The organism is Mycobacterium sp. E136 (assembly GCF_001666865.1).
Taxonomy (GTDB): domain Bacteria; phylum Actinomycetota; class Actinomycetes; order Mycobacteriales; family Mycobacteriaceae; genus Mycobacterium.
Window position 1 is genome coordinate 38,081 of record NZ_LZJE01000010.1, and the last position, 12,230, is coordinate 50,310.

At 65.6% G+C, this 12,230-nt stretch carries 12 protein-coding genes; 2 read left to right on the top strand and 10 right to left on the bottom strand.

The window, feature by feature from the left end; genetic code table 11:
- Positions 1–2: 2 nt before the first annotated feature.
- The 5 genes from A5698_RS00645 to A5698_RS00665 are packed head-to-tail and all read right to left on the bottom strand — an operon-like array spanning position 3 to position 5,249.
- On the bottom strand, positions 3–1,259 hold the full coding sequence (locus A5698_RS00645; protein ID WP_067089403.1) for a dihydrolipoamide acetyltransferase family protein: 1,257 nt from the start codon (positions 1,257–1,259) through the stop codon (positions 3–5).
- Positions 1,259–2,233: an alpha-ketoacid dehydrogenase subunit beta gene (locus A5698_RS00650; RefSeq protein ID WP_067089402.1), complete on the bottom strand. Its 975-nt coding sequence runs from the start codon at positions 2,231–2,233 to the stop codon at positions 1,259–1,261. The genes A5698_RS00645 and A5698_RS00650 overlap by 1 nt, the downstream gene beginning before the upstream one ends.
- Positions 2,230–3,204 carry a pyruvate dehydrogenase (acetyl-transferring) E1 component subunit alpha gene (gene pdhA, locus A5698_RS00655; RefSeq protein WP_067089400.1) on the bottom strand — a complete coding sequence of 325 codons (975 nt, stop codon included), beginning with the start codon at positions 3,202–3,204 and terminating at the stop codon, positions 2,230–2,232. Before pdhA ends, A5698_RS00650 begins: the two co-directional genes overlap by 4 nt.
- Positions 3,201–4,988, bottom strand: coding sequence for an acetate--CoA ligase (gene acsA / locus A5698_RS00660; protein WP_068292000.1), 1,788 nt, complete (start codon positions 4,986–4,988; stop codon positions 3,201–3,203). The genes pdhA and acsA overlap by 4 nt, the downstream gene beginning before the upstream one ends.
- A 6-nt stretch (positions 4,989–4,994) precedes the next feature.
- Complete coding sequence (locus A5698_RS00665) at positions 4,995–5,249, bottom strand: hypothetical protein (RefSeq protein ID WP_067089395.1); 255 nt, start codon at positions 5,247–5,249, stop codon at positions 4,995–4,997.
- Between the two features lie 185 nt (positions 5,250–5,434).
- On the opposite strand from A5698_RS00665, the gene A5698_RS00670 reads away from it, so the two are divergent.
- Entirely contained in the window at positions 5,435–5,839 is a 405-nt protein-coding gene (locus A5698_RS00670) for a nitroreductase family deazaflavin-dependent oxidoreductase (protein WP_068292003.1), read from the top strand.
- Between the two features lie 213 nt (positions 5,840–6,052).
- The gene (locus A5698_RS00675; protein ID WP_156614032.1) at positions 6,053–6,478 is read left to right on the top strand and encodes a hypothetical protein; all 426 of its coding nucleotides are present in this window, start codon (positions 6,053–6,055) and stop codon (positions 6,476–6,478) included.
- 22 nt (positions 6,479–6,500) lie between these two features.
- Here the strand turns inward: A5698_RS00675 and A5698_RS00680 are convergent, their stop codons facing one another.
- From A5698_RS00680 to ppsA, 5 genes are read right to left on the bottom strand one after another with little or no spacing between them, the layout of a single operon-like run.
- Positions 6,501–7,739, bottom strand: a complete 1,239-nt coding sequence (locus A5698_RS00680) for an NRAMP family divalent metal transporter (RefSeq protein WP_231967237.1) — start codon at positions 7,737–7,739, stop codon at positions 6,501–6,503.
- Complete coding sequence (locus tag A5698_RS00685) at positions 7,736–8,569, bottom strand: magnesium transporter MgtE N-terminal domain-containing protein (protein WP_068292006.1); 834 nt, start codon at positions 8,567–8,569, stop codon at positions 7,736–7,738. Before A5698_RS00685 ends, A5698_RS00680 begins: the two co-directional genes overlap by 4 nt.
- 36 nt (positions 8,570–8,605) lie before the next feature.
- Positions 8,606–8,974, bottom strand: coding sequence for a SpoIIAA family protein (locus tag A5698_RS00690; RefSeq protein WP_067089387.1), 369 nt, complete (start codon positions 8,972–8,974; stop codon positions 8,606–8,608).
- Entirely contained in the window at positions 8,971–9,786 is an 816-nt protein-coding gene (locus tag A5698_RS00695) for a universal stress protein (RefSeq protein ID WP_067089385.1), read from the bottom strand. Before A5698_RS00695 ends, A5698_RS00690 begins: the two co-directional genes overlap by 4 nt.
- Positions 9,787–9,832: 46 nt before the next feature.
- On the bottom strand, positions 9,833–12,139 hold the full coding sequence (gene ppsA / locus A5698_RS00700) for a phosphoenolpyruvate synthase (RefSeq protein ID WP_068292009.1): 2,307 nt from the start codon (positions 12,137–12,139) through the stop codon (positions 9,833–9,835).
- Positions 12,140–12,230 lie beyond the last annotated feature (91 nt).

Genomic DNA, 12,230 nt, shown 5'->3' on the forward strand with positions numbered 1-12,230 from the left:
GATCACTTCTCCAGGAGGTCGGGTTGCTGAAGCGCTTCGTCGATGGCGGCGAGAAACAAGGCGCCACGGTGCCCATCGCTTGCGCGGTGGTCGGCGGCGAGCGTCGCCTGCACAGTCGTGGCGATCCGGATGCCACCGTCCACCGCCCGGACGCGTTGCGTCGGCCTGCCGAAGCCGACAAGGGCTACCTGTTGGGGATAGATCACTCCGAACACCGCATCGACGCCCTGGTCGCCAAGGTTCGTCACCGTGATGGTCGGATCGGACATCTCCGAACTGCGCAACGAGAACGCGCGGGCGCGGGCGACCAGATCGGTGAGGTCGGCCATCAGCTCGTCGATCTTCTTGTCAGAGGCGTCGTGGATGGCCGGCGCGACCAACCCGCCGCCGCGCAGGGAGATCGCCACGCCGATGTGCACCGCCTCGGCCGGCTCGAACGTGTCGTTGCGCCAGAACCCGTTGAACTCGCCGAATCGTCGGGCGGCCAGGGCGACCGCCTTCAGTTGCAGGACGGCCGGAAGCAGGCGTTCCGTGACGGAGCGTTGAGCGTTGCGATCGGACAACCAGTTCAGCGCGTTGTCGAAGACGATCTCGTGAGCCAGGTAGTAGTGGGGGATCTCCCGCTTCGACCGGCTCATCGCCGCGGCAATCGAGCGGCGCATCTCCGCTCCACGCTTCGCAGCCAGCTCTCTCGGCGAAAGCCCCTGTGCCGGTGCGGAAACGGGTTTCGCCGGCTCGGCGGTTGTGGTATCGGCCGCCGCAGCGTGCTCGACGTCGTTGATGGTGACCGCACCCTGGGGGCCGGTGCCGGTGACCGCGTCGAGGTCGACGGCTAACGACTGCGCGAGACGGCGGGCGGCCGGTGAGATCCAGCGCCGGTGGCGCTCGGGCATCGTGACGACGGGGGCGACCGGCGCGGGCGCTGCCTCGGGTAACCGGCGCGGAGTCGGCTCCGCGACGGGGGGCGCCTCGACCGTCGGGAGTACCTCCACCGTCGGGGCCGGTAGCGGCTCGGCCGCTTCGCCCGGTTCGGCCAAGCGCGCCAACGGCGCTCCCACTTGAACCGTCGTGCCGACCGGCACCAGCAACTCGACGACCGTGCCTTCCTGCCAGCACTCCACCTCGACGGCGGCCTTGGTCGTCTCGACCACCGCCACGATCTGCCCGCGGGTCACCACGTCTCCCGGCTTGACCAACCACTCGTCGAGCGTTCCCTCGTCCATGTCGGCACCGAGGGAGGGCATCTTGAACTCGATCATCAGCCGTCTCCGAACAGGCTGCGCACCGCGGCGGTGATCTTCTCCGGTTGCGGCAACGCCGCTTGCTCCAAGTGTTTGGCGTAGGGGATCGGCACCTCTTCGGTGCACACCCGCGCGATCGGAGCGTCGAGATCGTAGAAAGCGTTCTCGACGATCCGTGCGCTGATCTCGCCGGACAGGCTCCCGGTGCGCCAACCCTCGTCGACCACCACCGCCCGGTGAGTCTTGCGCACCGACGCCATGATGGTGGTGTCATCGAGAGGACGCAGAACCCGCAAGTCGACGACCTCGCAATCGATTCCGGACAGCGAGAGTTCGTTGGCGGCGTCGAGGGCCTTTCCCAGGCAACCGCCGTAGGTGATCACCGTGACGTCCTTGCCAGGGCGACGAACCACGGCTCGGTCGATGTCGGTGGGCGCCGGCGTGTCGACGTCGGCCGAGGTGTTGTACAGCTGCACGTGCTCGAAGATGACCACCGGGTCCGGATCGGCCAGCGCGGTGGGCAACATGCCGTACGCGTCGGCCACCGTCGCGGGCGCCACCACCTTGATTCCGGGGATGTGGGCATACCACCCTTCCAGGCTGTGCGAGTGCTGGGCGGCGAGTTGACGCCCGGCGCCGGTGGCCATTCGCACCACCAACGGCACCGAGAACTGCCCACCCGACATGTGGCGCAACGACGCCGCGGTGTTGACGATCTGATCGAGGGCCAGCAGGCTGAAATTGACGGTCATGACCTCGACGATGGGACGTAACCCACCCAGCGCGGCCCCGATCCCCACACCGACAAAGCCGAGCTCGGAGAGAGGGGTGTCACGGATGCGCTCCGGCCCAAACTCCTCGAGAAGGCCCTTCGACACGGCGTACGTGCCGCCGTAACGGCCGACATCTTCGCCCATCAGCAGCACTCGCGAATCGGCGAGCATCGCTTCGCGGATCGAATCATGGACTGCTGCACGATAAGCAAGCTTCATGACGGACTCCCAGTCAGTGTGAGCACGTCGCGGGTGAGGTCGGCGACGTCTTCCCACATGCCGGCTTCGGCGTAGGCGACCGCATCTGTCACCTCCTGCTCGGCGGCCGAGCGGATGGCGGCGATGTCGTCTTCGGTCAAGAAGCCATCCGCCAAACATCTTTCGGTGAACGTCTTGATCGGGTCGCGTTCTTTCCATCGCTCGACTTCGCTTTTCTCGCGGTATAACTCGGGATCGAACATCGAGTGCGGACGAAATCGGTAGGTACGGAACTCCAGGAAGAACGGTCCCGCGCCACTGCGCACGTGATAGGCACCTTCTTGAGCGGCCGTGTGACACGCGATTACGTCCATGCCATCGGCCGCGAGCGCGGGCACCCGATACGATGCGGCCTTCTCAGTCAGATCCATCTGTGACAGTTCATGTTCCAACACTGTGCCCATCGCGTACCGGTTGTTCTCACAGCAGAACAGCACGGGCAACTGCCACAGCTCGGCCAGGTTCAGCGATTCGTGGAAGGCGCCTTCGGCGATCGCCCCTTCGCCGAAATAGCATGCGGTGACGCGGTTCAGCCCGAGTTGCTTGTCGGCGAGCGCCAACCCGACGGCCAGCGGTACGCCACCGGCTACGATGGCGTTGCCGCCGTAGAACCGGGCGTCGGCGTCGAACAGATGCATGGAGCCGCCACGGCCTCGTGAACAACCTTCCTGCTTGCCGAACATCTCGGCAATGATCCTGGTCATCGGCACCCCGTGTAGTAGGGCGTGTGCGTGCTCGCGATAGGTGGCCACTACGGCGTCGTCGGGCTGTAGGGCTCGAAGTGAGCCGGTGGCGACGGCTTCTTCACCGACATAGAGGTGGAGGAAGCCACGAATCTTGGCCGCGCTGTACAGTTCTGCGCATTTCTCCTCCATGAGCCGGACCCGGACCATATCGCTGAGCAGGATGTGAGCCAACTGCTTGTCGGTCATGGTGAGGCCTCCTGATGCTGGGGTGATTCGACGGTGGAGGTGTCGCCTTCGGGCAATCCGAGTTCGCGCGCCTTGAGCAGGCGGCGCATGATCTTGCCGCTGCGCGTATGTGGCAGACTCTCGACGAACTCGATCTCCTTCGGGGCGACCGCGGCGCCGAGGCGTTTCCGGGCCTGACCGGTCAGCTGGGCTCGCAGCTCCTCGGACGGCTCGAAGCCGTCCTTGAGCGTGACGAAGGCTTTCACCAGTTCCCCGACGGTGGGATCCGGCTTGCCGATCACCGCGGCCTCGGCAACGGCGGGGTGATCGGTCAGCGCGTTCTCCACCTCGAACGGGCCGATCAGGTGGCCCGCGGACTTGATCACGTCATCGGCGCGGCCGACGAACCAGAAGTATCCGTCGCGGTCACGCTTGACCAGATCGCCCGACAGGTACAGGCCGTTCGCAAAGCTCTTGTGATACCGCTCTTCTTGATGGAGGTATTCCCGGAACATCGACGGCCATCCGGGTTTCAGGGCGAGCTCACCCTCGATGTCGGGTGCGTCGATGACCGACACCGAGCCGTCGTCGTTGCGGCCCACCACAAAGGCATCCACGCCGGGCAGCGGGCGACCCATTGATCCGGGCTTGATGTCGAAGGCCGGGGTGTTGGCGATCATGATCCCACCGGTCTCCGTCTGCCACCAGTTGTCGTGGATGGGCAGGCCCAACACGCGCTTGCCCCACCAGACCGCCTCGGCGTTGAGCGGTTCACCGACGCTCGCGATGAATCGCAGCCGGGGAAAATGGTATTGCGCAGCGACTTCCGGGCCCGCCTTGATCAGCATGCGGATGGCCGTCGGCGCGGTGTACCAGACCGTGACGCCTTCGTCCTGAAGGATGCGGTACCAGCGCTCGGCGTCGAATTCGGCCTGGTCGACGATGGAGGTGACCCCGTGCAGCAGCGGTGCGATGATGCCGTAGGACGTGCCGGTGACCCAACCCGGATCCGCTGTGCACCAATAGATGTCATCGGGATGGAGGTCCAGTGCGTAGAGGCCGGTGACGAAATGCATCGTCACCGCCCCGTGCACATGGCGGGCGCCCTTCGGGGTTCCCGTGGTGCCGCTGGTGAAATGCAGCAGCGAGGTATCCTCCGCGGTGGTGGGTTCGATCGGGGCGTAGTCGGAAGCTTCGTCCATAAGCGGCGCCAGACTGAGCGTGCCGGGCACGGGACCGGTGTCGGACCCATCGACCAGCAGGACGTGCCGTACCGACGACAGCTGATCGCGAATCGAGGCGATCTTGCGTCGGTAGAGCGTCCTCGTCGTCACCAGCACGGCCGCCTCACCGATCGTGACACGGGTGGCGATGGGCTCAGGGCCGAACGCCGAGAACAACGGCGAAACCACGCTGCCGTTGCGCAAGGCCCCCATCATCGCGATGTACAGCTCTGGAATGCGGCCCATGATCAGGAACACGCCGTCGCCCTTGCCGACGCCCAGGCCCCGGAGGACGTTGGTGAACCGCCGGGCGCGACGGCCGAGTTCGGCGAAGCTGAGGTCATGGGTGACGAGCTCGCCGCCGGCGAGTGTGTCGGTGATGAACCGCAGCGCGGTCCGCGAGGCCAGCGGCCCCTCGGCGTGACAGTCAACGGCCGCGTAGGCGATATTGCAGCCACCGCCCGGCATTCCCTCGCACGGGTTGGGTACCGCAGACCAGCTGAACCCGTCGCGCGTCTTCGCATAATCGGCGTAGTTGGGCGGGACCTTCCAATCCTCGGCGCTCTTGGCGATGGTCGTCATCTGTGCTCACCAATCGGGTAGCGAAAGCACGCCGTTGCGCCTGGCGGGACCGATGTTCACCATCACCCGCTCCAGCAGCGCGGCGTAGGCCGATCCGTCGACGAGGAAGTCGGTGCCCCCGTGACGCAGTAGGTAGGCATCCAGGCGGCGGTCGAGCGACCAATCGGAGTAGATCCGGCCAGCGAATTCGGACCGCAGGAACCGCCAGGCCACGGTGTCGAGTTCCGCGGTCGTCAGATCGACGCGGTCCGTCGGCGTCATCGGTATCCTCCATCGTCGCTGTCGGTTGCCGCATCCATCATTTGCGCGCCGGGCTGACGGAGATAGAGAAGAAAGTCCCTCAAGATCAGCCCATTCGCCTCCGTCTGCGGTTCGTGCCTTTAGACCCTCGGACTTCGGTCCAGACGGCCCTGTGTGGCCGGCGAGTCCGTCGCAACGATCGAGATATGCCTTCAAGCGTGGTTGATCGAGTGAATACAAAGGTGCGTACGTTCAACAAGTACGTGCTCAATCCACTGATGATGCAGCTGGCCGGCCGCAGACACTTGTATGCCTCCGTCATCCGGCATACCGGCCGCCGAACCGGCCGGCACTACGCCACCCCTGTGGTGGCCGACCAGGTCGACAATGGATTCATCATTCCGCTGCCGTACGGAACGGATGTCGACTGGCTGCGGAACGTACAGGCGTCCGGCGAGGCCATCGTGTCGAGCGGCGGTCGCAATTACAACGTTGTCGAACCGCGAATCATCGATGCACAGACCGCGGGCCGGCTGATCTCGGCTCGGCGGGCACGGATGTTCAATCGGTTCGGAATTCACCAGTTCCTGATGTTGAGCAGGATTCGGTGACGTCAACCGACGGCCGCTGAGCGAATACCCGAGGAGGGCTGAGAAATGGCGAGATGCCCGAACGGCCACCACAATCCGCTGGGTTTCGATCTCTGTGGTGAGTGTGGGGCGCCCATTGAGCAGAAGGGGCCGGAGACAACCGCGTGGTACCGGACGAGATGGGCCCTCGTAGGCGCGAGCGCTGTTGCCGCCCTCACTGTTTCGGTCGCCGCAGTGGCCGTCGTGATAAATCGCGATCGAACTGAGCCCGCGGCCGCGACACCCACTGAACAACAGGCCGTCGTGCAATGGTGGGAACACGCGCATACTCCTGTCACCAAGCTGCAGGACTCCATCGCCGATGCCCGGCACTCCATGGAGAGCCTGACCCCGATAGGTCTCGAGCAGGCGTGCCAAAGAATGCACGATCTCGCCGGCGTCCAGGTGCATACCTACTTGCCGGCGCCTACCCCGGAACTCACCAGCGAGTTGGCGGCCGCGGCGGAGGACGCTCATGCCGCTGCACACATGTGCCTATCGGTGGTGGCGGGTTCGCGAAACGCTTATGACGGCGAGTTCAGATCCAGCCTCGAACAAGCCGAGCGTCAATTGGTCCACGCACAAGAACTCGTGAATGTCGCATTGCTTCACGATCAGTGAGCGGATTACGGTTCCGCGGGTCTCACCCCCAACCGGCGGTGAAGGCGAGGGCAACCACGCACATCAGTACCACGGCCGCTGTCGCGCCGTAGGCCACCGTCGCCTTCCTGCCCAACCGGAAATCGCCCATCAGATTTGCATTCCGCGCGACGCCGATGATCACGCCCAGCAACGGGATGAGCAGAACGGCGTTGAGGATCTGCGTGGCGACAAGGATCGTCACCAGCGGGACACCAGGGGCCATGACGACGACCGCGCCGAGCAGGGTGACGAGCCCGAACGTCACATAGAACGTTCTCGCCGTCCGAAAGGAATCGTTCAGAGCGGCCTCCGTTCCGGCGTACTCGCACACCGAATAGGCCGTCGACAACGGCAGAATGGCTGCGGCCAGCACGGCGGCGCCGATCAACCCGATCCCGAACAGCGTCGAGGCCAACTCACCCGCGAGCGGCTGCAAGGCCAGCGCCGCGTCCGCCGCATCGGTGATGGAGCGACCATCCCGGTGTAGGGTGGCCGCGCAGGCCACCACGACGAAGAAACCGATCACGCCTGTCAGCACGGCGCCGGTCACCACGTCGATGCGTTCCAACCGCAGGTCTTCGATCCGCAACTTCTTGTCGACGGCGTAGGACTGGATGAACGACAGTCCCCATGGCGCGAGAGTCGTTCCGACGGTCGCGGTGATGATCGCCAAGGTGTCCCGGTCGGCGGGCATCGTCGGTATCAAGAGACCGTGTGCCGCGGCCCCCCAGTCGGGCTGAGCGAGTATCCCCGAAGCGATGTAGGCGAGGAAGATCGTCGACAACAGCAGCAGGAAGTGCTCGACGCGGTGGAAGCTGCCGCGCAGCACCAGAGTCGAGACGAGCAGTGCCGCGACGGGAACACTGACCTCGCGGCTGACCCCGAAGAGCTCGAAACCCGCTGCGATACCGGCGAACTCGGCGCACGTCGTCCCGATGTTGGCGACGACCAGCGTCACCAGGATAGCGCCGCCGACACGTACGCCGTAGCGTTGGCGCACCAGGCCGATCAAGCCTTGTCCGGTGACCACGCCCATGCGGGCGGCCAAGACGTGGAACATCACCAAGGCGAGGGTGGACAGCAGCAGAACCCAGAGCAGTTGATAGCCGTAATCGGCGCCGAGTACCGAGTACGTGGTGATACCGGCGGGATCATCGTCCGAGAGGCCGGCGAGCAGTCCGGGGCCCACGACCGCCACCAGCGCCCCGATCGCCAGCCGGCGGCGCTTCGTCACCGTCACGATCGCCCGTGTCGACGACGTGGCCACACCCCGAAGCGACGGAAGTGTCTGTTCCTCCACAGGACCGGGCCGGACAGCCGGTCTCTCCACCGGGTGGCATGGTCGGTCGGCATCGCAGCGACGACGTCGGCCGCTTTGTTTCCGCCCAACGCTCGCAAGATCCGTTCCGCGTCAACAGGATGGCTGGCCTGGATGACGTCGGCTGCCACCGCCGCTTTCTTGGTATCGAGGACTTCGGCCGCGGATTCCGTGTCGAGTCGCGCGATGAGTGCTGCCAGACCGCGCGCGTCCAGTAGGTGAATCGCCGACCGTGGTGTCCCGAGCGCGACGGCGTGGCCCCGGTCGGACGTCAGGTGCAGGTCTGTCCACGCGACGGCATCGGATGGGAGTCGTTTCGCCAGCCGGCCGAGACCCAGGCGCCGCAGGACGGCATCGAACCCCACTTCGACGCCGATGACCTCCAGCCGGCCGTCGTGTCGGCGGGCAAGCACGACGTCGGCAACGCGCGCGAGTCGCTGCCCGGTGATGTCGACGACCTGTGTATCGAGGACGTCGCGCACCAGCATGATCTCGTCGTCCGCCAACATGCCGACGGCGACGCGCGGTGGTTCACCGTCGGTGTTCAGCCGAATGTGTTGCGGATGACGGAGATTGACGGCTTGGCATGGGACCAGCACCTGTGGCCCTCGGCGTCGGGACAGCACGAGGTGTTCAGCGAGGGGCAGGCCCGCACCGCCGTCGGGGCGGGCGATCACATCGGCGACGCGGCCGATCGGGCATCCGCTCGGGCCGATGACTTCACGGCGCACGATTTCGCTGAGCAGCAACACGTCAGCGGTGCACCTCGACCGTCATCGAACCCGCGCTCAGCCCGCGGCCCAGGTTTTGGCCTGCTCCAACTCATCGAGACCGAAGAGCGCGATCTCGCCGGGAACCATCCATGCCAGCGCGTGCAGGGTGTGTACCACCCACTTCTCATCGGTGACCACGGCGATCCGCTTGAAGGCCGAATGATGACTGATCAATGCGCCGAAACCAAGTTTCAGGTCCTCGACGAGCCCACCGGGACCGAAACCCTCATAAGTGGGCGCGATGACCTCGACGATGCGCACCTCGTCGCCCTGCAGCTTCTGTTCCATCGTGGGCTTGAAGTCGCGTAGGTCCTCACCGCTCAACCGGCCGGACACTCGGAAGCCGATCACACCGTCGGGCATATCCGGCAACACCTCGATCATCGAACGATCTCCTCTCGGGCGACGAGTCGGCCTCTGACCACCAGCACCGACGACCCGGCGTGGGAAAACCGGTGGTGTCCGTACGGGCCGAGGATATCGGCCACCTGGTGTGCTTCGGCGCCGCTGATGACGGCGAGTTGCACCCGCTCGTCACTGTTCTTGAGGAAGCGTGCGATGTCGGCGCTGTCGCCGATCGGGTAGATGCGAAGCCCCGGATGACGCTTGCGCAACGCTTCGACGTCGCGTTCGACACTGCCGTTCTTACCGACGACCAGCACTGGGGCTTGCCGCAATGCGGCCTCGTCCATCGCGGCTTCGAGGAGGGCGTCGGTGTCGCGACTCCTCTTGTCCGCGACGGTGATCCAGTTCACCGAGTGATCGGCCTCGGTGTCGAAGGGACGAATGATCGCGACGGGACAATGTGCCTTCTCCGCAACCTCAATCGCTGTGGATCCGAGGATGGAGCGCGCGTAGCGGCCGATGCCGACCGAGCCGATGCAGACCAGCGTGGCGTCGTAGCTTTCCTCGACCAGGCTGACTCCCGGCAGCCCGGTGAGGATGCCGGTCTCGACTTTCACCGACTTGCCGGTGGCGTCGACGGCGGCTTGTGCCGCGCGCAGCGAATCCTCGGCGTGGTGGATGTCAGCGTAATAGTCCTCGGCGGAGGGGTGTTCTGCCTTGGTGACGCACACCAAACGCAAAGGCACGCTTCGGCTGACCGCTTCATCGATTGCCCACAGCGCCGCTTCGATCGCCGTATCGGATCCGTCGATCCCGACGATCACCGAGGACTTGGAGTCGGTGTCGTTCATTGTGTTCCCCATCTCTCTTGCTGGTGCGGTCGCTGAGCCTGCCGTTTCACCCCGCCCGATCCGAGCCACCGTCCCGTGCCGTCAGCATCGCCTCCAGCATCAGCCGACGCTCGGCGGCCGCGACGGTGCGCCTCGCCGCGCTGACAGCGTCCGGGTTGACCGATACCGAGGTGATGCCCATCCGCACCAGATGTTCGGCGAAGGCAGGCTTGGTCGACGGCGCCTGACCGCACAACGACGAAGTGATACCGAATTTACGTGCAAGGCCGACAATTCGACCGATGGCGTCCAGGACGGCTGGGTCCGACTCGTCGAACAGTTCTGCGCAGATATCCGAGTCGCGGTCGACTCCGAGCATCAACTGGGTGAGATCGTTGCTACCGATCGACACTCCGTCGATACCCATGCCGATGTACTCCGGGAGCCAGTGCACGACCGAGGGCACCTCCGCCATCACCCACCGACGTAATCCGCGTTGGCGACCGAGTGGGCTGGAGTCGACGAGGGCGAGGCACTCCTCGAGCTCCCACCGCGTACGCACGAACGGGATCATCAGATGCAGGTTCGGGGATTGTTCGCGGATGCGCGCCAGCGCCCGGAGTTCCAGGGCGAACAGGTCGGGCTCCTTGATGTACCGGTAGCAGCCGCGGTAGCCGATCATCGGGTTGTGTTCCACGGGCTCGTACGACTCGCCGCCGACGAGACCCCGGAACTCGTTGCTGCGGAAGTCGGTTGCCCGGTATACGACCGGGCGTGGCGCGAAGGCGGTGGCGATGCGGCCCACCGAAGCCACCAACTTCTCGACCAGGCTGTCCTGTTCGCCGCGCGCGATGAGATCGCGTGGATGACGACCCCCGAGTGCCTCGGTGAGCATGAACTCGGCTCGTAGCAACCCGACACCGTCGACGTTCTGCGCGGCGACGGCCTCGGCGTGGTCGGGCATCGCCATGTTGACGTAGATCTTGGTTCCCGTCACCTCGTCAGCTGCTGCAGACACCGCTTGGGGCTGCGCCGTGACGGTCACTGGGGGGGCGGTGTCGACGCGGCCGGCAAGGACGCGGCCGTGGGTTCCGTCGACGGTGACGGTCGTCCCGTCATGGAGATCCTTTGTCGCGCTGCGTGCCCCGACGATGCACGGCACCCCGAGTTCGCGAGCGACGATGGCGGCGTGACAGGTCATCCCGCCGGTGTCGGTGACCAGTGCCGCCGCCCGCCGGATGGTCGGCAGCCAATCGGGATTGGTCATCTGGGCGACGAGGATCTCACCCTCGAGCAACCGGTGCCCCTCATCGGGGCTGTCGAGCACACGGACCTTGCCGATCGCGGTTCCCGGCGCCGCGGCCAGGCCGCGAGCCAGCACGGCGTGCTTCTCCGACGACGGCGCGGAGGTGTGCTTCAAGGTGGTGATGGGCCGCGCCTGCACCAGGTAGGTTTGGCCGTTCTCGATCGCCCACTCGGTGTCCTGCGGGCAGCCGTTGTGTCGCTCGGTGGCGATGGCGAGTTCAGCGATGGTGCGCAGTTCGCGGTCATCGAGCACCCGCGCGTCGGCCTGCGCGTCATCGAGGTTGACGTGGGTGTCGTTGCCGTCAGGGCCGCGCACGATCTTGAAGGCCTTGTGTCCCAGCCGGATATCGAGCACCTCGAGGGTGTCCTTGGCGATGATGTAGGTATCGGGCTCGACCATCCCCGACACGACGACCTCGCCCAGACCGAAGGCGCCCTCGATGACGACTCGGTCCTCGGCGCCGTTACTCGGATCGGCGGTGAACGCCACGCCGGCCTTGTCCGAGTTGACCATCCGCTGTACGACGACCGCCATCGCCGGGTCGGCCGTGAAGTTGCGGCTGGCGCGGTAGGTGACGACTCGTGGGCTGAACAGCGACATCCAGCAGCGTAGAACCGCGCCGACGAGCGCCTCGTCACCGGTGACGTTGGTGATCGTGGCGTTCATCCCGGCGAACGATGCGTCCCGGCCGTCCTCCCCGGTCGCCGACGAGCGGACGGCCACAACGGCGTCACGCCCGAGACGGTGATAGAACGCGAGGATCCGATCACGCACGCCGTCGGAGACGCCGGCCTTGTTCACCAGACCCTGCATCCGCTCACACGACTCGGACAGCCGGGCGGTGTCGGCGGCGTTCGCCATCGCTTCCCGGTGCAGCGCTGACAGTTCGGCGTCGACACCGGCGGCTCGCATCGAGTCCCGATAACAATCGCGCAGGAGGACGAAGCCGGGCGGAACAGGCAACTTGGCCGCCACGAGTTCCCCCATGTTTGCGCCCTTACCACCGGCTTCCTCGGCGTCGGCGATTCGCAGCGTCGAGATGTCGCGCACGTAGTCGTCAATGGTCATGCGGACAGCGTCGCCCCACGCGATTTCTAGGCGTAGCGTCCGAGGGCCGTATCCGATGGGCTGAGTGTCATCGCCTCGTAGGGCCGAAAGT

What these genes read in the sequence shown, in the direction of transcription:
- A5698_RS00645 (WP_067089403.1), bottom strand. Translation starts at nt 1,259, where the DNA reads ATGATCGAGTTCAAGATGCCCTCCCTCGGTGCCGACATGGACGAGGGA.
- A5698_RS00650 (WP_067089402.1), bottom strand. Translation starts at nt 2,233, where the DNA reads ATGAAGCTTGCTTATCGTGCAGCAGTCCATGATTCGATCCGCGAAGCG.
- pdhA (WP_067089400.1), bottom strand. Translation starts at nt 3,204, where the DNA reads ATGACCGACAAGCAGTTGGCTCACATCCTGCTCAGCGATATGGTCCGG.
- acsA (WP_068292000.1), bottom strand. Translation starts at nt 4,988, where the DNA reads ATGACGACCATCGCCAAGAGCGCCGAGGATTGGAAGGTCCCGCCCAAC.
- A5698_RS00665 (WP_067089395.1), bottom strand. Translation starts at nt 5,249, where the DNA reads ATGACGCCGACGGACCGCGTCGATCTGACGACCGCGGAACTCGACACC.
- A5698_RS00670 (WP_068292003.1), top strand. Translation starts at nt 5,435, where the DNA reads ATGCCTTCAAGCGTGGTTGATCGAGTGAATACAAAGGTGCGTACGTTC.
- A5698_RS00690 (WP_067089387.1), bottom strand. Translation starts at nt 8,974, where the DNA reads ATGATCGAGGTGTTGCCGGATATGCCCGACGGTGTGATCGGCTTCCGA.
- A5698_RS00695 (WP_067089385.1), bottom strand. Translation starts at nt 9,786, where the DNA reads ATGAACGACACCGACTCCAAGTCCTCGGTGATCGTCGGGATCGACGGA.
- ppsA (WP_068292009.1), bottom strand. Translation starts at nt 12,139, where the DNA reads ATGACCATTGACGACTACGTGCGCGACATCTCGACGCTGCGAATCGCC.